This is a genomic window from Varibaculum cambriense DSM 15806 (assembly GCF_000420065.1).
GTDB lineage: Bacteria > Actinomycetota > Actinomycetes > Actinomycetales > Actinomycetaceae > Varibaculum > Varibaculum cambriense.
Genome location: NZ_ATUF01000002.1, coordinates 318,626 through 341,475, shown reverse-complemented (window position 1 = coordinate 341,475; position 22,850 = coordinate 318,626). Strand labels below are relative to the sequence as shown.

The 22,850-nt window shown below is 54.6% G+C and carries 16 protein-coding genes; 11 read left to right on the top strand and 5 right to left on the bottom strand.

Annotated elements, in window-relative coordinates:
- Positions 1 to 63 precede the first annotated feature (63 nt).
- The 6 genes from glf to F605_RS0101565 all read left to right on the top strand — a co-directional run bounded on the left by glf (position 64) and on the right by F605_RS0101565 (position 8,441).
- A complete protein-coding gene (gene glf / locus F605_RS0101590; protein ID WP_022864162.1) occupies positions 64 to 1,239 on the top strand; it encodes a UDP-galactopyranose mutase in 1,176 nt (391 codons plus the stop codon).
- A gap of 3 nt (positions 1,240 to 1,242) precedes the next feature.
- Entirely contained in the window at positions 1,243 to 2,109 is an 867-nt protein-coding gene (locus F605_RS0101585) for an ABC transporter permease (RefSeq protein ID WP_022864161.1), read from the top strand.
- 4 nt (positions 2,110 to 2,113) lie between these two features.
- A complete protein-coding gene (locus F605_RS0101580; protein ID WP_022864160.1) occupies positions 2,114 to 2,881 on the top strand; it encodes an ABC transporter ATP-binding protein in 768 nt (255 codons plus the stop codon).
- Between the two features lie 199 nt (positions 2,882 to 3,080).
- Positions 3,081 to 4,286: a glutamine-hydrolyzing carbamoyl-phosphate synthase small subunit gene (carA, locus tag F605_RS0101575; RefSeq protein WP_022864159.1), complete on the top strand. Its 1,206-nt coding sequence runs from the start codon at positions 3,081 to 3,083 to the stop codon at positions 4,284 to 4,286.
- Entirely contained in the window at positions 4,270 to 7,551 is a 3,282-nt protein-coding gene (carB, locus tag F605_RS0101570; RefSeq protein WP_022864158.1) for a carbamoyl-phosphate synthase large subunit, read from the top strand. The genes carA and carB overlap by 17 nt, the downstream gene beginning before the upstream one ends.
- A gap of 2 nt (positions 7,552 to 7,553) precedes the next feature.
- Positions 7,554 to 8,441 (top strand): sulfite exporter TauE/SafE family protein, encoded by an 888-nt coding sequence (locus F605_RS0101565; RefSeq protein ID WP_040765041.1) that lies wholly within the window; start codon positions 7,554 to 7,556, stop codon positions 8,439 to 8,441.
- Between the two features lie 210 nt (positions 8,442 to 8,651).
- On the opposite strand, the gene F605_RS0101560 is transcribed toward F605_RS0101565, so the two are convergent.
- From F605_RS0101560 to F605_RS0101550, 3 genes are all read right to left on the bottom strand, one after another.
- On the bottom strand, positions 8,652 to 9,365 hold the full coding sequence (locus tag F605_RS0101560; RefSeq protein ID WP_022864156.1) for a PspA/IM30 family protein: 714 nt from the start codon (positions 9,363 to 9,365) through the stop codon (positions 8,652 to 8,654).
- A 68-nt stretch (positions 9,366 to 9,433) separates the two neighbouring features.
- On the bottom strand, positions 9,434 to 11,416 hold the full coding sequence (locus tag F605_RS0101555) for a TPM domain-containing protein (RefSeq protein WP_022864155.1): 1,983 nt from the start codon (positions 11,414 to 11,416) through the stop codon (positions 9,434 to 9,436).
- An 88-nt stretch (positions 11,417 to 11,504) separates the two neighbouring features.
- Entirely contained in the window at positions 11,505 to 14,510 is a 3,006-nt protein-coding gene (locus F605_RS0101550) for a hypothetical protein (RefSeq protein WP_022864154.1), read from the bottom strand.
- 132 nt (positions 14,511 to 14,642) lie between these two features.
- On the opposite strand from F605_RS0101550, the gene F605_RS0101545 reads away from it, so the two are divergent.
- The 3 genes from F605_RS0101545 (at position 14,643) to F605_RS0101535 (ending at position 17,421) form a co-directional block, all read left to right on the top strand.
- Positions 14,643 to 15,020, top strand: coding sequence for a cold-shock protein (locus tag F605_RS0101545; RefSeq protein WP_022864153.1), 378 nt, complete (start codon positions 14,643 to 14,645; stop codon positions 15,018 to 15,020).
- Between the two features lie 28 nt (positions 15,021 to 15,048).
- Positions 15,049 to 15,822 carry a DUF3027 domain-containing protein gene (locus tag F605_RS0101540; protein ID WP_022864152.1) on the top strand — a complete coding sequence of 258 codons (774 nt, stop codon included), beginning with the start codon at positions 15,049 to 15,051 and terminating at the stop codon, positions 15,820 to 15,822.
- A 123-nt stretch (positions 15,823 to 15,945) separates the two neighbouring features.
- Entirely contained in the window at positions 15,946 to 17,421 is a 1,476-nt protein-coding gene (locus F605_RS0101535) for an NCS2 family permease (protein ID WP_022864151.1), read from the top strand.
- A gap of 129 nt (positions 17,422 to 17,550) precedes the next feature.
- Here F605_RS0101535 and serC read toward each other — a convergent pair whose 3' ends face one another.
- Positions 17,551 to 18,693, bottom strand: a complete 1,143-nt coding sequence (gene serC, locus F605_RS0101530) for a phosphoserine transaminase (protein ID WP_022864150.1) — start codon at positions 18,691 to 18,693, stop codon at positions 17,551 to 17,553.
- A 161-nt stretch (positions 18,694 to 18,854) separates the two neighbouring features.
- Between serC and F605_RS0101525 the strand changes: the two genes are divergently transcribed.
- A complete protein-coding gene (locus F605_RS0101525; protein ID WP_022864149.1) occupies positions 18,855 to 19,541 on the top strand; it encodes a metal-dependent transcriptional regulator in 687 nt (228 codons plus the stop codon).
- Positions 19,542 to 19,809: 268 nt separating this feature from the next.
- A complete protein-coding gene (locus F605_RS10850) occupies positions 19,810 to 20,544 on the top strand; it encodes a C40 family peptidase (protein WP_022864148.1) in 735 nt (244 codons plus the stop codon).
- A 699-nt stretch (positions 20,545 to 21,243) separates the two neighbouring features.
- Here F605_RS10850 and F605_RS0101515 read toward each other — a convergent pair.
- Entirely contained in the window at positions 21,244 to 22,314 is a 1,071-nt protein-coding gene (locus F605_RS0101515) for a PDDEXK family nuclease (protein WP_022864147.1), read from the bottom strand.
- Positions 22,315 to 22,850 lie beyond the last annotated feature (536 nt).

Genomic DNA, 22,850 nt, shown 5'->3' with positions numbered 1-22,850 from the left:
TTTTAGGGTTAACACGGTAGGATTAAGAAAGCTATAAACGCGCGCAAGACAAGGGGAAGCCACGTGAATACGGATTTAGTGATTGTTGGATCCGGACTGTTTGGTCTAACAATGGCAGAACGAGTCGCCAACGACTTAGGGCGGCGGGTCACCATCGTTGAAAAACGCGATCATATCGGGGGCAACGCCTACTCTTACCGCGACGAAGAAACCGGTATCGAGATTCATAAATACGGGGCACACCTGTTCCACACTTCCAATGAGCGGGTGTGGGAATATGTCAACCGCTTCACCGCATTTACCGATTATGTACACCACGTGTATACCAATGTCGGGGGCGAAGTCTTCCCCATGCCGGTCAATTTGGGAACCATTAACCAGTTTTTCCGCTCTGCGTATTCTCCCGATGAAGCCCGCCAGCTAATCGCCTCCCAAGCCAGCGCTATCCGGAGCGAAGACGCAGAACAGAATTTCAGAACCAAAGGGATTTCCCTGGTAGGAGAGCCCCTATTCAAGGCGTTCTTTGAGGGGTACACCGCGAAGCAATGGCAAACTGATCCCCGAGATCTTTCGGCGGCTATCGTGTCGCGTTTGCCGGTGCGCTACAACTATGACAACCGCTATTTTTCCGATAAATACGAGGGGCTTCCGCAAGATGGATATGCCACTTGGCTAGAAAGAATGGCGGATAACGATCTGATCGACGTGAAACTATCGACCGACTTTTTCGATTCCTCCCAACCTTTCAACCGCGACGCCTGTATCGGGCAGGTTCCGGTGGTGTACACCGGGCCGGTAGATAGGTTCTTTGACTACCGCTATGGGGAGCTTGGATGGCGTACCCTCGATTTCGAGTGGGAGACCGTAGCTACCGGTGACTTCCAGGGGACTTCGGTAATGAACTATGGTGACCGGGAGGTTCCTTACACTCGGATTATTGAATTCCGGCATTTCCATCCAGAGCGGGATTACCAAAATGAAAAAACGGTGATCGCCCGGGAATATTCGCGCACTGCCAGCAAGGACGATGAACCCTACTATCCGATTAACACGGCTCGCGACCGGGAACAGTTACTGGAGTACCGCACCTTACGCGATAAGTTGCCCCACACCCTTTTTGGAGGTCGGCTGGGCTCCTACAAATATTTTGATATGCATATGGCGATTGCCTCGGCGCTTTCCCGCTATGACAACGTGGTTAAACCCTTTTTTACCGGTAAGCAGACGGATGGGGAATAACTGGTGAGTGTCAGCACTGATTTTACCCGGCCGGGTACTTCCCGCGGTTTATTCGAGGTTTTCCGGAAACAGTACCTGCTGCAACTGCTAGTACATAAAGAACTGCGGGTACGTTACCGGGGTTCCATACTGGGGATGCTCTGGTCCTATGCCAAGCCAGCTACTCAGTTCCTGGTGTTTTACTTCGCTATCGGTGTGTTCATGGGAATGAACCGGAACATTACCAATTATGTGGTTTATATGTTCGCCGGGGTAGTAGCGGTCAACTATTTTTCTGAAATCTTCGGTAACTGCACGCGATCTCTCGTACAAAACCAGGATTTGGTGAAAAAGATTTATTTACCGCGCCAACTTTTTCCGGTTTCTTCCGTGTGGGTTGCGTTCGTGCATTTTGTTCCGCAACTGCTGATTCTGATTATTGGGAGTCTGATTTTCAATTGGCGACCGGGAGTAAAAAATCTACTGGCAGTGCTGGTAGCATTCGTTATTCTCACGATTTTCAGCTTGGGGCTCGGCCTGCTTGGCGGAGCTTTTAACGTGCTATATCGCGATGCCGAAAATTTCGTAGATTTGATTTTAATGGTAGCTACCTGGGCTTCTCCGGTGCTTTACAAATGGTCAATGGTTTACCACGTACTGGGAGACTGGCAGGGAGGATGGCTGTGGTACGTCTATCAGCTGAACCCCTTAACTACGGTAGTGGAACTTTTTCATTATGGCTTTTGGATACCGACTGCGGGAGTATCCGAGGGCTTCCCGGACAACTTTTCGTTAATAGTAGTGGCATCTACCCTGATATCAATTCTGTTGCTGCTAATAGGGGATAAAGTTTTCCGCCACTATGACGGGCGTTTCGCCCAGGAGCTGTAAAAACATGGCCGATAAGAGCGTGAAAGTTGATCCTGAATTAGTCCAAGCCGATACGGTGATAACCGCGCAAGACGTGGTCAAAGACTTCACTATCCGTAACACCCACACGCTTAAGGATATGTTGGTGTGGTCATTGACCGGCAGACGCGGACAAATGCGCGACCAATTCCGGGCTCTCGATCATGTTTCTTTCAATATTTCTGCGGGGGAAACCGTGGGGTTGCTGGGATTTAACGGATCCGGAAAATCAACCATGTTGAAGCTAATCTCCGGGGTAATGCAGCCCTCGGCCGGTGTTGTGGGAGTCCGGGGGAAAGTTGCTGGATTAATCGAGGTGGGTGCGGGATTCCACCCTGATTTAACCGGTCGGGAAAACATTTTTTTGAATGGTGCCATTCTGGGGATGACTCGCGAAGAAATAGAAAATCATTTTGATGAAATCGTGAATTTTTCCGAGATTCATGAATTTTTAGATACGGAAGTTAAGTTTTATTCTTCCGGAATGTTCCTGCGGTTAGCGTTTTCGGTGGCAGTTCATACCGACCCGGATATATTTTTGATTGATGAAATTCTGGCGGTGGGGGATGAACCTTTCCAAAAGAAGTGTCTTGGTAGAATTACGGAGCTATCTGAGGCGGGAAAATCACTGGTGATCGTCAGTCATGACCTCGACTTGATGGGACGTTTTTGTGAACGCGGAATCGTTCTGAAAAAAGGAAAAAAGGTGCTAGACGGGCCTATCGCCGATGCGGTTAAGTTAATGCGTTCTTAAGCAAAATGCTAGCTACTTTGCAAAGGGTTGCGGACAGTTAGCTCTCATATTCGCCTGCTGGTAAAAAATCACGTCCAGATAGTGCCTTACGGTATGCTTGTAGGCAGTGAAACTCTTAACCATTTGCTCGCGCCCGACCGGTGCGGGCAATTTTTCTATACGTCCTCGTTTAGGCGAAGCGTAGATAAGGAGTAATCGTATGCAGCAGGACTGCTCGGATCTGGCCTTAATCATGCTGGAGGACGGGTTCATTGCGAAAGGCAAAGCCTGGGGTAAGCGGGGGCGCGCTCTGGGGGAAGTGGTGTTCGCAACCGGGATGACCGGATACCAGGAAACTTTGACTGACCCGTCCTATCACCGGCAAATAGTTATTCAAACCGCTCCTCATATCGGAAATACCGGGGTAAACGAGGTAGATCCCGAATCGGGACGGGTCTGGGTAGCCGGATATGTGGTGCGTGATCGCGCCCGGCGAGCTTCCAATTGGCGCTCTACTGGCGACCTGGAAGACCTCTTAAAATCCCAGGACGTGGTAGGGATTTGCGAAGTAGATACTCGCGCCCTCACCCTGCATTTGCGGGAAGCTGGCGCCATGCGCGGCGGGATTTTTTCCGGTGATGCCCTCCCGGCGGGGGCTGCCTATCTTGACCAAGCCACCCGCGACCTTTTGGTATCAGTGGTGCGCGACCAGCCGGTGATGGCAGGCGCGGCGCTGGCCGCTGACGTGAGCACCCCCGAAAAATACGTGGTGGAGCCTGCTGGTGAATATGAAGGTAAAGAACCCTTAGCGGTAGTGGCTGCCCTAGATCTAGGGATTAAAGCCCGCACTCCCGAGCAGATGGCTTTGCGCGGGATCCAGGTGCATGTGTTCCCGCAGCACTCTAACTTTGCAGACATTATGTCGGTGAACCCCGATGGGGTGTTCTTCTCTAATGGACCGGGCGACCCGGCCTCTGCAGACCACGAAGTAGCTCTGGCGAGGGCAGTACTAGATGCGGGTATCCCCTTCTTCGGAATCTGTTTCGGTAACCAAATCTTGGGGCGGGCTCTCGGTTACGGCACCTATAAACTTGCCTACGGTCACCGCGGGGTAAACCAACCGGTGGTAGACCGCGAGAGTGGAAAAGTGCAAATCACCGCTCATAACCACGGTTTCGCGGTAGATGCTCCTGTGGAACATCCCTCGGTAGCTCCTTTTGATGGAGGGCGTTACGGGCGGGTAGAAGTATCCCACCTGGCGCTAAACGATGGGGTAGTGGAAGGCTTGCGTGCTCTGGATCTGCCGGCTTTCAGCGTTCAGTACCATCCCGAGGCGGCGGCCGGTCCCCACGATGCCCAATATCTATTCGATAAGTTCCTAAGAATCATGCAGGAAACAAAGGAAAAAAATGCCACGCAGAACTGATCTTAAATCTGTCCTAGTTATTGGTTCCGGGCCGATCCAAATCGGTCAGGCCTGCGAATTTGACTATTCCGGGAGCCAGGCCTGCCGCGTGCTCAAAGCGGAAGGGCTACGAGTTATTTTGGTTAACTCCAACCCGGCAACCATTATGACCGATGCGCAAATGGCGGACGCCACCTATATTGAGCCGATAACCCCGCAGGTGGTGGCCTCGATTATTGAAAAGGAACGCCCGGACGCTCTGCTGCCTACTTTGGGTGGGCAAACCGCGCTGAACACCGCCATTGCCCTTTCCCAAGATGGCACCTTGGAAAAATACCAGGTGGAGCTAATCGGGGCGAGTGCCCAGGCAATTAATGCCGGTGAGGATCGTGAAGAGTTCAAAAAGGTAGTGCACCGCTGCGGAGCGGAAGTGGCGCGATCTTTTATCGCCCACAACCTGGCAGATTGCCGGAAAGCCGCCGAAGAGTTGGGCTATCCACTGGTGGTGCGCCCGTCTTTCACGATGGGTGGCATGGGCTCCGGGATTGCCTATAACGAGCAGGACCTAATCCGTATCGCCGGGGGCGGCATGGCCGACTCCATTACCTCCGAAGTGCTGCTGGAAGAATCAATTCTGGGGTGGAAAGAATACGAACTGGAGCTGATGCGCGACAAGGCCGATAACGTGGTCGTGGTCTGCTCTATCGAAAATGTGGATCCGGTCGGGGTACATACCGGCGATTCCATTACCGTGGCACCGGCGCTCACCCTAACTGACCGGGAGCTGCAGAATCTGCGCGATATTGGGATTAACGTAATCCGGGAAGTAGGGGTGGATACCGGCGGGTGTAATATCCAGTTCGCAGTGCACCCCGACACCGGTCGGGTGGTAGTCATCGAGATGAATCCCCGGGTGTCTCGCTCCTCTGCCCTGGCGTCGAAAGCTACCGGTTTCCCGATTGCGAAACTGGCCGCAAAACTGGCTCTGGGTTACACTCTGGACGAGATTCCCAACGATATTACCGGTTCGACTCCAGCCTCTTTTGAGCCTACTTTGGACTATGTAGTCGTCAAAGTGCCGCGTTTTGCTTTCGAAAAGTTTCCGGCTGCCGACCCCACGCTGACCACCGCTATGAAGTCGGTGGGCGAGGCGATGGCGCTGGGACGCAACTTTACGGAAGCCCTACAAAAAGCCCTGATTTCCTTGGATAAAGCGGGTACCTACTTCCGCTGGGATACCCCGCTCTCTTCCTCTAAAGAGGAACTATTAGAGCAGGTTAAGACGCCTACGGAAAAACGCCTAATCCAGGTGATGGATGCGATCAGGGCGGGGGCTAGTCTAGAGGAACTCTATGCGGCCACCAAGATTGACCGCTGGTTCTTAGATCAGCTTTTCTTGCTGAATGAGGTCGCGGAAGAAATCCGGGAAGCCGAAGCGATTAGCCCTCAACTATTGGTTAAGGCAAAACGTCACGGTTTTTGTGACCTGCAGATTGGGCAGATTCGCTCGGTATCCGATCAGGTAGTGCGGGAGGTTCGCAAGGCCTTCGGGATTCGTCCGGTTTACAAGACAGTAGATACCTGTGCTGGGGAATTCCCCGCCCAAACCCCCTACTACTATTCCACATACGACTTGACCAGCGAAGTTAAGCCGCGTCAGCGTCCAGCAGTGATTATTTTAGGTTCCGGTCCGAACCGGATTGGGCAGGGAATCGAGTTCGATTATTCCTGCGTGCACGCTACCCAGGAACTGCAATCTGACTATGACACCGTAATGGTTAACTGCAACCCGGAAACGGTGTCTACCGACTACGATATTTCTTCGCGCCTGTATTTCGAGCCGCTTACTTTCGAACACGTGATGGAAATTTATGAGGCCGAATGCGCGGCGGGTCCGGTAGCGGGGATGATTGTGCAGCTAGGCGGGCAAACCCCGCTGTCTTTAGCCTCGAGCCTGCAGGCGGCTGGGGTGCCGATTGTGGGTACTCCACCGAGTGCAATTGACGCCGCCGAAGACCGCGAACTCTTTGGGCGGGTGCTGGATGAGGCAGGTCTACCCGCTCCGGCGCATGGGACTGCTACTACCCCGGAACAAGCCTTTGAACAGGCTGAAAAAGTGGGTTATCCGGTTCTGGTGCGTCCTTCCTTTGTGTTGGGAGGACGGGGAATGGAGATTCTTTATTCTCGAGAAGAACTTGACTCCTATCTGCATCGCTACAACCTATCTGATCCTACGGTGATGACCGGACCGCTGCTGATTGATCGTTTCCTCGATGATGCCATCGAGATCGATGTGGACGCCCTCTATGATGGTCAGGAGCTGTTCCTGGGTGGGGTAATGGAACATATTGAAGAGGCCGGGATCCATTCTGGGGATTCTTCTTGCGTACTGCCCCCAATCACTCTCTCGGATGCGATTATTTCCCATATTCGTACCTCGACCGAAAAAATCGCGGCCGGAGTGGGGGTGCGCGGCCTGATCAATATTCAATATGCCCTGGTTAGCGGGGTGTTGTATGTGATTGAGGCTAATCCTCGGGCTTCGCGCACGGTACCCTTTGTGGCTAAAGCGACGGGAGTGCCGCTAGCTAAGGCGGCTGCCCTGGTGATGATGGGGTCTTCGATCGCACAGCTTAAGGAGCGCGGCTATCTGCCCGCGGATGATTCCGATTTTGCTACTCCCGGCCGGCCAATTGCGGTTAAAGAGGCGGTGCTACCGTTTAAGCGTTTCCGAGATAAAGATGGCCGGATCGTGGATACAGTTCTCGGGCCAGAAATGCGCTCTACCGGGGAAGTCATGGGGTATGACCGAGATTTCCCCACCGCCTTTGCCAAGAGCCAAACTGCTGCCTATGGAAATCTACCCGCTAAAGGTACCGTGTTCGTATCGGTTTCTGACCAGGATAAACGTGCCTTAGCTTTGCCAGTATCTCGGTTATTTGATTTAGGGTTCTCGATCATGGCTACTGCAGGTACGGCTGCTTTGCTACGTCGTTACGGGATTCCGGTTACCGAAGTGCGAAAAGCCAGCCAAGGACGCGGCCCGAACGGGGAACAAACGGTAGTGGATATGATTCGCGCCGGATTGATCGATATGGTGATCAACACCCCCGGTACTTCCGGGGCGAGGGCGGATGGTTACGAAATCCGTACCGCTACTACGGCTGCAGATAAACCGATCGTTACCACTATGTCCCAGTTCCAGGCGGCGGTGCAGGCGATTGAAGCTACTCGCGACCGCACTTATGGGGTGTGTTCACTGCAGGAATACGACAAAGCTAAGTAGTGATGTTTCTCCTGGGAGCCGCCGCTATCGGGCTAACAATCGGCCTGATTGTGGGGGCGCTGGGCGCCGGTGGGGGAATGCTATTTATTCCGGTGCTAGTTTATTTACTGCATTTTTCTCCCCATGAGGCGGCGGCTGCCTCCCTGATTATCGTGGGGCTGACTGCTCTGGTTTCGCTGATACCGCATGCGCGTTCAGGCAATGTGCAGTGGCGGAGGGGTTTACTCTTTGCGGCCTTTAGCGCTGCCGGGTCGATCGGGGGTTCTCACCTGAATGCGATCACTCCCGGCGACTACTTGATGTTACTGTTTGCGCTGTTAGCGGCGGCGGTAGCTATCGCGATGGCGCGGAAAGGGATCGCTTCCAGGCGCCAGTATCGGGATCGGAGTCGGGAAATTGTGCAGGAGGATGCCGGGGAGATTTCCCCGCATACTGAAAGCATAGGCGGGGAAGCTGCTTCCTCGGCGGCCGAACCGGGGGTGATAAACCAGGGAAAACAGCCCCGTCCCCTGAACAACTCGTTATTTAAATGGGTGCTGGCGGCGCTGGTAACCGGTTTCTTGACGGGCTTCTTCGGAGTTGGCGGCGGCTTCGCAGTGGTGCCCGCGCTAGTGATTTTGCTGCACCTTAATATGCGACAGGCGGCGGCCACTTCACTGCTGATTATGGTGATTTCCTGTGCCTCCTCACTGCTGGTACGGATAGGAACGCCCCTAGATATTGACCTGGTAGTGGTAACGGTTTTTGCCCTCACCTCTATGGTGGGAGGGGGGATTGGTCCTATCCTCACCCGTCGCGCAAAAGAATATCGCCTAACTTTGGGGTTTGCGTGCTTGCTAGCAGGGGTGGCTATCGTAACTCTCAGCGAGCAGATTTTGTCCTGGCAGTAGCGTCATTGCCAAACCTGCGGGCTGCAGTGTCATTTGCCTAGGGGGGGAGAGAGGAGGCTGGTGTTGGCCGCACCTAAATGTAAGCTTCTCTTGCTCCTGAAAATTGTGACGCAGAATTTGATACATATTTCCCGAATAAAATGCTTGCTGGCGCCAGAAAATGTTTCTGACGCCAGCAAAATCTAGAAGAACTGTTGGTTTAAGCGGGAACTACTGGTTTTTCAAAGCCGCGAGACGAGCCTCAATCTCTGCCGCCGAACCAGACTTTTCCAGTTCCGCAAACTGATTCTCTAAGGACTCAGAGGCCAGCTCTGCGCGTCCGGCTGCCAGGGCTTCCTGCTTGCGGATTTTCTCCTCGAAACGGTTAAGCTCACTGGTGGGATCGGCCAAGTTAAACTTTTGTGCGGTTTCTTGTACTCGGTTTTGGGCTTCCGCGGTCTTTTGCCGAGCCACCAGCTGATCGCGTTTGCTCTTCAGGTCCTCTAGTTTGGTTTTCATCCCGGCCAGCCCCTGCTTGAGCTGTTCTGCCATTTCTTTTTGGGAAACTAGGAGGGGTTCTTGCGACTTCACTTGCTGTTCAAAATCAATCTGCTTACCTAGCGCCAGGCGTGCCAGATTATCGAGGCGTTCGGCCTCGGCCACATCCCCGCGGTGGCGTGCTTCTTCTGCCTTGGTTGAAGCTAAAGCAGCTTTTTCACCCCATTGAGTTGCAGCGGCACGGTCTTCCTCTAGATCTTTTTCTGCCAGCCGCAGGTTTCCCACGGTCTGCGCAACTGCGCTTTCAGCTTCATGAATCGAGTTGGTATAGTCGCGAATCATCTGGTCAAGCATCTTTTCGGGATCTTCTGCCCGATCTAACAGCGCATTAATATTGGCTTTCGCCATATTGGTAATCCGCCCCAGAATCGTTTGTTTCTCTGCCATAGTGCCTCCTACTACTGGTTGATCCTATCTAACTAGCAATTTTACTGGAAATATCGGAGTTTGGCTGGTTAAAATTTTCCTCCAAAGCCGCCGCCGGAGTTACCTCCGCCGAAACTGCCCCCAAAACCTGAGCCGCTACCTCCGCCAAAGCCGCCACCGGACCAATCAGAATTGCCGCTGCCCGCGCCCCAGTTGTATCCGCCTGCCGCACCCCGGCCGTTGTTTAAAATCCCGCCTAGAATCATCCCGGTGAGAAAATCACTACCGCCTCCGGGCTGACTTCCCCAATCGTTGCGGCGCTGCTGGTACTCCAAACTTGCGTTCTCTTGAGCTTTATCGGCGGCTTCTCCGGCCATCTCCGCCAGCTTTATCCCGGTATCTCCCCGAGCATCCTTTGCCTGCTGGTAGAGGGATTTGGCGCGCGCTAGATACTGGCGAGCATCCAAGCCTAGCGCTCCTCGGTGGCTAGAAACGTAGCTATTTGCGCTAGCAATCCGGGCTTGCGCACTATCTAAAGCCGTCTGTAATCTCGCTGCGGCCTTCTGTTTTTGTTCCCGGTCTTGCCGGTATGGCGCCAGCGCTTGATCCAAATCTGCTTCCGCTTGGGCAATCGCGGATAGCGCCGCCAGGGGATCTGCCTGCCCGTCTCGAGCCTGCAGACAGTTATCAATTCCGGCCTGCGCTTTACTGCAAAGCGTCTGAAAGATCGACTTATCCTGCAAGTTAAGTCGTTTTACATCGTCTAGGTCAGAAGAAATCGAAGTCACCGCCGCCAGTAGCGACTGCTTTAGGTTCGCCAATTGTCCCTCGGCCTCGGATACTTCTTTTATCAAGGCGCGCGCCTGGGCAATTGCTCGTTCCGCGGTTTGTACCTGTACTTTCAGGGCGGGCGAGCTCGACTGACCCTGCAGGGGCTCCAAAGTTTCTCGCGCGGCTCCCAAGAGGTTTTTGATCTGCTCGGGAGCCTCATCCAGCGAGGTTAATATTGCGTGGGGGTGGGTCTTATGCAGCGCAGCGATGATGTCAGGAAGCTGATCTGCCTGGGTTTCTAACTCTGAAATTAGCGATAGTTGGTTCTTGATTCGTTGAGGTAAAGAAGCTAGGGATTCGCGCAGACTCGTGATTTTCTCGGCCTGCTCCGATAGTAACTTTAGGCAGCGTTGAGCCTGCTTTAAGGCCGCTTGCGCCTGTTGGATTTTTGCAATACCGGCTAGGGAATCCAAGCTCGCTAAGTTTTCCATAGCGCTATCTCGTGCTTGGGTGGCCTGCGCTAGCACCTGGGCATATTCTTCGGTTTGTGCGGTCCCTAGCTGCATCTTGGCGAACTCTAGTTCTTCTTTTGCCCCTCGGATGGCGTCATCGGCGGCCAGTACCGCTGCGCCTGCTTGCTCTAGAATCTGTTTATCTGAGGCGGCCTGGCGGGTTCTTATTTGCGCGTGAGTCTTTGACTGTTTACGGACAAAAGCAATGATGCCGACCCCGATTCCTGCTACCACCAGGATTAACGCTAGCGGTCGCAACCAGCCACCCGTCCTCGCGGATTCTTCCTCGCTTACGGCTCCGCCCCGATCAGAGGAGGAAGCGCTAGTGCTAGCAGCAAAAGCCTTAATCGCTTGATCCCATTTCCCTTGGGAGAGCAGGGGTTCAATTCCTTGAACGATCTGGTTTTGCCTACTATCACTAATGTGTACGTCAGCGGTGGGACAAATGTAGTAAGCACGTTCCTCGACCGCGATGGCTAGCAGTACGCTCTGGCTGCTGCCCGCGCCCTGATCCCGGGACTTAACGCACCATTGCTGCGCGTCTAGCGGCGCAAAGCTTTCAGTGAGAGCCGCATAAATCTGATAGTCAGCGCGGGAGGCTTCGCTAAGTGCTTGCGCTACCTGGCCGGAGTTTTCCAGATATCCACTCGGATCCGACAAGTGCTTGTCAAAAGTATTGGCAGGCGGGGTAGCAAAGGCAGGACTGGCCAGCGCGATGGCCAAGAGCGTACCCGTCAGCAGCACCCAGAAGGCGGCGAATAAGCGTTGCCGGAATCGAGCTAAGCACATACCTAGATCTTATCGGCAAGTGGGCTCGGAAGCTCACCTCAGCGTAAAAGTTCGGCTTTTAGAAGAGGCCTTGTCGGCAGGGCTGCTCTTAACTGCGTTTTGCTACATCGTTTTCGGCTAGCCGCAAAGCCTGCTCAGTTTGTTGTTGCGCGCGTTGCAAGAGGCGCAAGGCTTCCTGAGGATCGTGGCTTCCCGGCTGGTCAAGACGGGTCAGAGTGCGGTTTGCCAGGTCAAGCATGGTGCGGGCAGCCACTCCCACTTTTGCGGTATGCACCCCGATATAGTCATCGACTGCTGCCATCAAAATCGCGACCTGCTCACTAAGCGGTTCAACTTTTTCCGCAAAGGTCAAAGCGGTCTCAACTTTGGCGGCTGCTCGTAAGGCGGCCTCTTCCGCATGTGCTTGTCGCGCGATCTTTTGCGCCTGCAATAAGAGATTCTCGGTGCGTACAGTCGCTTTCAGAACCTCGTTTTCTTCTCCGGCGTGATCCATAGTTTTGGCGTCCTCGATCAGGTTCTGAGCTCGAGACAGCAATTTATGGGCTCCCATGACATCTTCGCCGATACGAGCGGCTTTTTGGGGGTCAACGTTTTGGATACGTTCTACAATCAGTCGGCATCTGACCAGTTCTTCCCGGCAGTCCACGATTTCCCGCTCGAACCGACCAAGGATCTCGTTTAGCGGGGTTTGTTGGTGATACAGATTCGTAAAGTGGGTGATCTGGTCACGTAGTTCCCGCAGCGGCCCCGGCAGGTTCTCGGCTACGATCTGTTGATCAATCGGGCGGGACTGCAACTGAGCGGTAGCGAACTCCGCAAATGCAGCCCGGACGCTATCTTGCGCACGAACTAGCGCTAAAGCAAAAGGTTGGGTTACAGTCTTGCCTACCCGCTGTTGTGCTAGCGACAGTTTGCTGGCTCCCTTACGCGCCCACGAATCTGCCTGGCGTAACACTTTCGTAAAGTCGGGTTGCGGATGCGCCGCCGGTTGCTGCCTTGCGGGAACGGGGTGCGCTGGCATCTGCGAGGCGGCGGATTCCCGAGAGGAGGGCTGTGAGGATGCAGGCGAGGTAGCCGCTAGAGCAGCGGGAGCCTGTGGCTTTTCTGGCGCCGGGGCTGGCTGTAAGGACGAGGAGCGGCTTCCTGGTACTTGCCCCGTTGAAGAGGAAGGAGCCGGTCGGTTCCCCGCTGCCGATACCTGTCCCGATACCTGCGGAATTGCCTGCGGAGATATTGGCGGCAAAGAGCGCGCCGTCAACTTGTCAACTGCCGGTGCCATTTGCGGAAGCCTGGGCACCGCTCCCGTCCCGCGCTGTTCTGCGTGGTAAGAGGAATTGTCCGGTACCTGGGGGGCAGCCTCGTGATCCGCAGAGGAAGTAACCGCTGGCGTATAAGCCGCGTTCGTGACTGGCTGCTGAGGTAACGCTGGCCGGGTGGTCTCCGGTTTTTCCAGGGTAGCGTTAGGGTGCGCAGCCGGTGCCGCCGGAGAAGTTACTGTGTGCAAAGGCAACGGAGAGGCAAACGGCTGGCTTGGCGGTTGCGGAGCGTTAACGCTTGCCGGCAGGGGACTAATCTGTGGCTGAGCGGTGTTGGCGGTACTGGGAGTGGACAAGGCCGGTTTCTGGGCTTGTTCTTCCCGGAAACGATCAGCTGCCTGGGCACGCGCTTTCGCTCGGGCAATCTCATCGCGACGCTCCTGGCCATAATCCCTAATTTGCGAGGCAGAAGTAACTTGGGTGTCATCGTCATTGGCCTGCGGAGGCAAATAGGTAGTTTCGCCCGGACGCAGCACTGAACTATGCCGCTGCGGCGCCGCGGGGCTCGCGGTTGCGGACGTCAAGGGCGAGTTGGTGGCAGTCGGGGTGTAAGGCGCGTTTGCCTGTGGTGCAGCAGGTATTTGGTTGGCCGCGTTGTCCGCGGTAGTGGCAGGGGCATGAGAGCTAGTGCGGGCTAACGCGATTTGATCTAATTCCGCTAATGAAGGAACTTTTCCGCCCGTTGTTTGGGTGTCCAAACTTCCCGGAAGAGCGGTGGGAATAGCAGGTTCTGCCTTGGCGGCCTCAGTCTGCGCGGTTCCCGTGGCTGTGGGCGCCAAGTTCGCCTCTTTGTTCACGACATCAGTAGCAGCCTTAGGTGCCTGCGGAGTCGGAGCTGCCGGGACGGCCGGCGAAGCTGCGGTTGCGAAGTTTTCTGGGGTAACCGCGGCGAAGTCTGGTTTATTGACTTTATCGCCCAGTGTCTTCGGGGACTTTGATTTAGCTGGCGCTTTATCTTTTTTGCGTCCAAGCCGTAGGCGGAATTTACCCTTACTAGGCTGCTCGTCCTCGTCCGCGTTAACCGCGGCCGCTTTGGAAGATTCTTTACTCGCAGAGCCCGCGGAGTCTGCGCCGCCGACTTGCCGGGTAGCTAAGGTGGAGGTGGGCAGTTGGCTCGCGGCTTCCTCTGGGGAGAGCCCTTCACCCTGCTTGCCCGGCGCCTGCTCTTCGGCGCGGTTTTGAGCTTTCCTGCGTGCCCGGATTACCCGAGAAATCACGATAATCACCACGATCAGTGCAATTAGGAAAGCAATCATCGCCCAGGGGGAAACCGCCAGTCCCGAGCCCATTTCCGGAGCCTTCACTGAAAGCGCATCTAGGTACGCTAAAACTGCCTCGGGGTATTTTTGTTGATTTAACAGGGGCACCATTTTTTCAGAGGCGATGGCAGATAATTCTTCTTGGGAGAGTTTTGCGGCGTTATCTGCAGAAGCCAAATACATAGTCTGATTAGGGTTATCAGCGACTATCGAGAGCATATAGGAGCCCTGGGGGGCACCCGATTTTTGCAGCGCCATCAAGTTCCAATTGCTGACGGTGTCATTGGAATACTCCGAGGGGAAAGCCACGTAGACGTGTAAGCCAGAACGATCCAAAGAAGTTAGCCGCTCTTTAACCTTGTCGGCCTGCCCCCCCAGCTTATTGGCAGGGTCATATACATGATCGGAAATCTTTGGCGGCTCTTCGGCGTACGCGACATCCCCGGTGACTGCGAAACTAGCAAAAAGCGCTGTTAGAAGCAGTATTGCCAGTAAGCCGGTTTTCTTTAAGACTCTCACTTAAGTTTTCTCCCTAAATAATGAGGCTAGCCCGGAGCGGATTAAATCCTCACTTTGCATTATCATATGCAAAGAAGTGGGTTATATGTTGCCTCATGTAACCTAGATTAAGAAAAAGTAGGGGAGAAATCAGTGCCAACCGGAAAAGTTAAGTGGTTTGATGCCGACAAAGGGTTCGGGTTTATCACTGCGGAAGACGGCTCGCAGGTGTTTTTACATGCCAGCGTGTTGCCTGCTGGCGCGAAACCTCCCTCGGCGGGAACGCGGGTAGAGTTTTCAGTTGCCGACTCCCGCAGAGGTCCGCAAGCCCTATCGGTGCAGATATTGCAGCGCACGCCCTCAGTGGCAAAAAATTTGCGGCGCAAACCTAAAGACATGGTGCCGCTAGTTGAAGACCTAATTAAATTATTGGACGCCTCTTCCGGGCATTTGCGACATGGTCGCTACCCGGAAAATGGTGCGAAGATCGCGCAGCTGCTGCGGGCAGTTGCCGATGATTTCGACGCCTAGGGGCGGCGGTGAACTAAGAAAGACGCACATGAGTGAAACTACCCGACGCAAAGCGGGAAAAGTAGATACCATACTGGCCAGCGCGGTCGATCTTGCCCGCGAGGGACTGGCTCCTATCGCTAAACCGGAAGAAATCGGCGAACATTTGGGGGCCACTAGTGAAGGCGAACGCCTGGCCACCCACAGTTTTGAATGCCTGAAACCCGGTTATCGCGGGTGGCATTGGGTAGCGGTTTTAGCGCGGGTGCCGCGGGGACGCAAAGCCACAGTCTGCGAAATCGATCTACTTCCGGGCGAGGATGCACTGCTAGCACGCCCCTGGGTGCCCTGGGCACAGCGCCTGCGTCCTCAAGATGTAAAACGCGAGGACGTACTACCTTACGTACCCGATGATGACCGCCTCGATCAGTCCTATGCGGACACCGATGCCGAAGATTTAGATCGGCGCACCGTGGAGGAACTGGGGCTGGGGCGTCCCCGGGTGCTTTCGGCTTGTGGTCGTGCTCAGGCTGCTAAACGTTGGTACCACTCGGAGCAAGGCCCGGCGCGGCGGGGGATGACCCGGAGGAAACTCCCGGAAAATACCTGTTCAACCTGCGGATTCTTGTTGAAGATAGCGGGCAGTATGCGCACCATGTTCGGGGTGTGTACCAATGAATGGTCGGTCGATGATGGCCGAGTGGTTTCTATGGATCACACCTGTGGCTCCCATTCAGAAACCGATGTGAAGGTGGATACTTCCCCTTGGCAACCCACTCCGGCGCGCTTGAATGAATTGGATGTAGAGCAGGTAGAAATTTAACGCCCGGAGGCCAGGTGCTAAGGGCTAGGTACTTGCGCGGGATTCTGCAACTAAGTTGCAGATAGCGGGCAAGATTGGAAAAACCCTGGGAATCTCCCGATAATAAGCCTGTAAGTAACTTCTATGCCCCTGGTGGCGGATTGGACAGTTATCTTGTCTTCTCAAGACACGGCGAAAAAGTCGGATAGTTCCTTAGATCGTTTCTTTAAAATTTCGGAAAGAGGCTCCACCGTTGGGCGGGAAATCCGCGGCGGCCTGGTCACTTTCTTTGCGATGGCCTATATTTTGGTGGTTAACGCCGCGATTTTAGGGGTGGCAGCCCCCAAAGATATTAGCCAGTCCGCAATCGCCGCCGGCACCGCCCTGGTCGCCTGCGTAATGACCCTGCTGATGGGGTTAGTCGCAAACTTCCCGCTGGCCTTGGCCTCCGGCATGGGGCTAAACGCCGTGGTGGCTTTCACTTTGGCCAACCCCGAGGCTTTAGGGCTTAGCTACCAGGAAGCGATGGGCTTGATCTTTTGGGAAGGCGTGGCCATCACCATCTTAGTGTTGACCGGTTTTCGGGAGGCCGTGTTTAAAGCGGTTCCGGCCCAGCTAAAAACTGCGATTAGCGTAGGTATTGGACTATTTATTGCGTTTGTCGGTCTGATTAATGCCGGGATTATTCGTCCCGGAGGCACTCCGGTGCAGCTGGGGGTCAACGGCTCCCTGGTAGGCTGGCCGGCGTTGGTCTTCTGCGTGGGACTGATGGTGATCATTGTGCTCTATATCCGCAAGGTACAGGGCGCGATTCTTATCGGGATTGTGGGCGCCACCGTTTTGGCGTTCATTGTGCAGGCTTTTGCCCATCTGGGCTCGCGCGCGGCCGATGAAAAGGCCGTGTCTGCATGGGCCTCTAACGTTCCGCAGCTGAAAGGCTCCCCGGTTTCCCTACCTGATTTTTCCACTATCGGTGCGATTGACTTCTTCGGTCCCTTCACTAATCCCCACACCACCGCGGTGGGAGTGGTACTGCTGATCTTCTCGCTGATGCTGGCGGACTTCTTTGACACTATGGGAACCATGGTAGCCGTAGGTTCGGGTGCGAACCTGCTAGACGAGAACGGCAATCCGCCCAAGACCCGCGAAATTCTGCTGATTGACTCGCTTTCGGCAATGGCTGGCGGCCTGGGTGGCGTTTCCTCTAACACTTCCTTCGTGGAGTCGACCTCCGGGGTTGGCGAGGGCGCGCGCACCGGTTTGGCTTCGGTAGTCACCGGACTACTGTTTGGGGTGTCTATGTTCATCGCCCCGCTAGTGGAGCTGGTGCCCGCCGAGGCGGCCTCGACCGCCCTGGTATTCGTAGGCTTCCTAATGATGGTGAATGTGCGCGATATCGAATGGACCCGTGCGGACGTGGCGATTCCCGCCTTCATGACCATTATGATGATGCCGTTCGCCTATTCGATTACCGTCGGTATCGGATTCGGTTTCATCACCTACGTGGTGGTAAAGATTGCCTCCGGACGGATTTCACGGATCCACCCCCTGATGTGGGTAGTTTCGGTTCTATTTGTAATCTACTTCTGCTTGGGACCGATCCAAGCCCTGCTGTCGTAAAGCAGGTGGGGCAAAAGCCTTAAGAAACCAAATAGTCCGTGGGAGTGACAAGTGCCGCTCCCACGGACTATTTGGTTTATAAGCGTGCTGTAGTGTCCCTTAGCGGGCACAGTTAGGGTGTTTTGGTTGCTAGAGGCGGTCGATCACGTAGTCTAGGCAGGTGGTTAACGCCTGGGTGTCGGCCACTTCCACATTGGGGAAGCAGGCCACCCGGATCTGGTTGCGTCCCAAAGCTCGGTAAGGATCAATATCCACGATCCCGTTGGCGCGCAGCTGGGAGATTACCTGATTAGCATCAATATCGTGGAAATCAATGGTCACCACTACCGGGGACTGTTCGTCCGGATCGGACACATAGGGGGAGGCGTCCGGGTGGGAACGCGCCCATTCGTATAGCACTGCCGAGGACGCGCGGGTACGTTTTTCCATCTCCGCCAGTCCGCCCTGGGATAGCATCCATTGCACCTGGTCTTCCCATAAAATCAAGGTGGCAATCGCCGGGGTGTTTAAAGTCTGGTCTTTAACCGAGTTCTTCAGCGCGACCGAAAAATCCAGTATCGGCGGAATCCAGCGGCCGGCACCCGGGTCTGCTTTGATTTCTTGCGCCCGTTCCTGAGCGGCGGGGGAAGCCAATGCCACCCACAGCCCGCCCTCGGCGGCGAAACATTTTTGTCCCGAGAAGTAATAAACGTCGGTTTGCGAAATGTCGACCTGCACCCCGCCTGCGACCGAAGTAGCATCTACCAGGTTTAATCCGCCTGCAACTCGCTTTACCGGACTGAGGGCGCCGGTAGAAGTCTCATGCGCGGGATAGCAATAGGCATCGATTCCCTCTTGCCCGCCACGCAAAAGCGCGATCTCACTGCTGGTTTCTCGGCCCTGCGCCCTCGCCGATACCCCTCCGAGCTCTAGTGCCGGATCTTTAAGGTGGGGCGCCCCGCTGACGGTTTCCGCAAACTTGGCACCAAAGGAACCGAACACCGCGTGTGCAGACCGCTCCCTAATTAAAGAGGACGCCGCCACTGCCCAAAAAGTGGTGGCGCCGCCGTTACCGAGCACCACCTCGTATCCGTCCGGTAGGGAGAACAATTCTTTTAGCCCCCCGCGCAGCGAACCCACCAGGTCTTTGACGGGAGCTTGCCGGTGCGAGGTGCCAGGCAGGTCGCTGGCAGCAACTTTCGCAAGGGCGGTTTTTCTTATTGAGCTGGGTCCGGCGCCAAATTTCTTGTTTTCGGGTAGCAAATCTGCGGGAATGTTAATGAAGTTCTCCATAGGAAAAACCTTACTCTAGGTGCATAAATCGGTGCGAATCTAGAGATTGCACTCTGGGATAATACTGGTGGAAACGAAAATGTTCCGGTTAGCGAGTTAACCTAGGAGAGGGTAAATGCGCGGCGATAGCTCCCGCGTAAGGCACGGCGTTAGGGGCATTGATGGGTGACCTGGTTGATACTACGGAAATGTATCTGAAAACTGTCTACGAGATGCTAGAGGACGGAGTACCGCCACTGCGTGCCCGGATCGTGGAACGTTTAGATCATTCGGGGCCTACCGTTTCCCAAACTGTGGCGCGTATGGAACGTGATGGTCTGCTTTACTTGGCGGATAATCGTCGCATTGAGTTCACCGAGCAGGGGGTGGAGCTAGCGCGGGAAGTGGTGCGCAAACACCGTCTAGCAGAGCGTTTGTTATTGGATCTGATCGGGTTGGACTGGGTGATGGTTCACGATGAGGCTTGCCGCTGGGAGCATGTAATGTCCGACGCGGTAGAGATGCGCCTGCTGGATCTGTTGCATCACCCTTCTACCGACCCTTACGGCAATCCGATTCCCGATGGGCATGACGGGATTGAGGGGGCTGGGGCTTCCATTTCTCAGATCGTTGAACAATATGGCGGCATTGTGGCTACCAAAATTGTGCGCATTGGTGAACCGATCCAAGCGGAACCCCGCATGCTGGCATTTTTCGATGAAGCGGGTATTTCACCTGGTAGAGAGGTAAATCTGCAACCTGAGAATGGTCAAATTGCTGTTATCGGGGTCGACACGGAAAAAACTGTGTTACTTGACACGTCTCTAGGGCAACACCTGTTTGTCGAAGAGATTTCTAATCAAGATTAACCCTATTTCATACAGGCTTTGAACTGCGTTAATAGCCTGTTTTTGCGACCTGTTTTCCGGTTTTGCGGGCGCGTGTTTTTGTGGGGCGAGCCACTTGCGTGTCGGGGTGGTCCGAAAGATTAAAAAACTTTCGTAACCAAAACGTGACATTCCGTTATCGAAGCATTATATTTAGTTACGACCAATCGGTCAGAGAACCTTTTTGGGTAGCTACCAAAGAGGTTTTCCGGCCAGAAGCGAAATAAGCACTTTTAGGAGAGCTCTCATCGTGACACAGAAACTTCAGGCGCGTCACCGCGCTCCGAGCCGTCCCTCCACTCCAGTTTCTCAAGCTGCGAAGTCGCTGTTTTCCTCTGAAAACGGTAAGCGCTTGTCGGCACTGGCAGGCTCGGGAGTTGCTCTGACAGTAGTGGCAGCGGCCGCCGTCCCCGCTAGCGCGGACGCCACCGTTGCCAAGCAAATCGCCACTTCCGTTGATTCTGCACAGTTGGCAAAAGGCACGGTTGAGAAGCTGACTGTTAACCAAGAAGTTACTTCTGAGGTTGGGGCGGCTGCTCAGTCGGTGGCAGCTGCTAAGGTGACTTCTGCTCCGGCTACACCCGCGGCTACCCAGAACACCCAACGCTCGTCCTCGGATTCTGCCGAAACTTTCGTGGGGCGCGACCTTGGTAAAGCCGATGGTACCGCGGTAGGTATCGCGATGCAGTATCAGGGCGTTCCCTATGTTTGGGGCGGAACTACTCCCAGTGGCTTCGACTGCTCCGGGTTTGTGGGTTATGTGTACCGCCAGCTCGGCTATTCGCTTCCTCGTTCAACCGGTGGGATTGCGGCTTCCGGCACGAAGCTTCCTCTCAGCCAGGCTCAGCCCGGTGACATATTGTGGAAGTCGGGTCACGTGGCCATTTATGTTGGCGGCGGAAAGCTGATCCACGCCCCCAAACCGGGTGATCGGGTAAAGGTAGCGCCGATCTATTCGAACGGGTTCAAGGTTATTCGCCTGTAGTAACTGCGTGTCGGTAACGACCTAGCGTTAGGGGGAGCTTCTGATGCCTGTTAGGTGCTGACCTGGAAAGATGGTATTTTCGATGAAGGCAGTGCCGATATATTCTTAATAGTTTTTGCCGGTTGTGGCCCGAGGTAACCCCTCGGGTCACAACCTTTTTAGCTACCTGCATTCTTCTGCTACTTATACGCTTATTAACACTTGCACTCTTTTATCTACTTACTCCCACTTTCTTCCGTCGCCGGCGGGTCTTTCCGTCGCTGGAGGGTCTTGTCGCGCGCGGAGGGCGCTTCTGCACGTGGAGGGCGCTTCTGCACGTGGAGGGCGCTGCTGTCGCGCATTTTACCTGGTTATGTGTCTACACCTGACTTTTCCACCCTCCAAGGAGTTAGAACATAAAGAAATTTATGTCCTATTAGGTGAGTGGGTAGGTGCGGTTTTTGCTATTCAGTAAGGAGGGCGCATGTACTCCTTTTAATTAGGATGGCAGGTTCATCTTCTGCGGGCAGGAATATGCTTATGAGGTGCGGACGGAAAGATAGCGACAAGATATGGACGGAATAAGGAGGACGAGCTAAGGAGGAGGAATTACTAGGGACGATTGATCCGTTTCATGCGTGAAACAACCACTTCCCGCGAGGATCCAAAACCACAAAAGAACTGTTCAAAGCGATACTGGAATCAGGGCGCTTAAGATCTCTACATATTAAAGGCAGGCTTTTTCAATCTATATAGGGGTGGAAGTGCCACACCGTTCCAACTGGTGCCGAGCCGCTCCCGCAGGAATTTGGCGAACCCCAGAGTGTCTGCCACGTCCTCGTAGGTGAATCGGTAAATATGCCATCCGAGTTTTTGCAGCCGACTTTGACGCTGTTTTTCACCCTGGATAGCCTCGTAAGCTTTCTGAGGATCATTGCTTCGATATTTCTGCATCCCGTCGATTTCAAAAGCTTTACGAATCTTCGGGAGTGCAGCATCCAGAAAGTAGCTTTGAGCGGTGGAAATCTTAACTTGGAACTGTGGAACTAGTCGTTTTACCTGCGCTAACTGTGCGGCGGCATGAAATAAAGATTCCGCGTAGCTTTCAAATCGGGGATCCATGTTTGCGAGGATTCGCCGAGCTTGAGGAGCGCCGAGCCGCTTCCGGTACTTTCTGGCCAGGCTATACATCTGCGCGCGCAGTTTTGGAATCCGGTCTGCGAAAGCCTCTCGGCCACGCCGATCAAGCTGACCCCACTCCGGAATAAGCTTTCTAGCTGCGGAATCGGCTACTGCTTGGGCGCTTCCGGCTGGGAGCCAGGCGGCACATTGCAACGTGGTCGTAGGAAGGTCGGTGATGCGCACTCGGTGACCGATAAATTTAGTGGAATCTTTTGGGAGGCTGATTTTATGGAAAATCAGGGGAGTCGGGGGTATTTTCGTGCGGATAGGGCGCCCTTGGGAGGTGTCGACATCAACCCAAGCTGGCAGCAGTTTCTTTTCAAAATGCCTAGTCGAGGTGTGTAAAGGAGTATCGCCTCGCAGCGATTTTAGGGACAGGCCATGCAGCAGGGCGGCAGTAACTCCGATAAACACCGGGGGAGTATGGCACCGCGCCGCGTGGGAGGCGATTTGTCCTAACTTTACATAGCGGATTCGTTGCCATTTGTCTGCTGATTTCAAAGGCCTGATCACGTGTCCGCGCCCGACCTGAATTAGGGAGCCGTTCGCTAGGGAGTCTGCAAGGACTCTCCGCGAAAACGCCTGGGTACTAATTAATTCAGGAAACATAGCTACACCTTGACAGCTATGGTGAACAAACTCCTGTTCCTAATAATCGGGCAAGGACACTTTCAGTTTGTTGCCCGCTGGGGACTGGCGTTATTGGCGCATTATTGAGATGCCGCGGGAGGATGTTCTTGTGCGGGGAGGGTGTTTTGCTCTCGGGAGGGTGGAATGGTTGCGTGTTTGGCGGAAAGTGCTGGTGGGTTCTGGCGAAAGCACCCTTCGGCGACAAAATGACCCTCCAGGGTTGAAAATGCCCTCCGGGGACGGGAATACCCTCCAAAGCCAAGTTGACCCTCCAGCGCCGAAATTGACCGCCGGTGCTACTGGGAGTGCGGGCGGCGCAGGAGTGGCCTCATCAGGCAGCACATGGGCGTTTTTGTCAGGCGCACAGCAGTCTTCTTACCAGGCAGCAAAGTAGTGTTCCCGCCAGGCGCACAGGAGTCTTCTTGTCGGGCGGCAAATCGGGGTTTTCGCCGGGCGGCAGCAACATTAATATTCCCGCGATGAGGAAATCGTTAATGGATATATAGATAATCTGG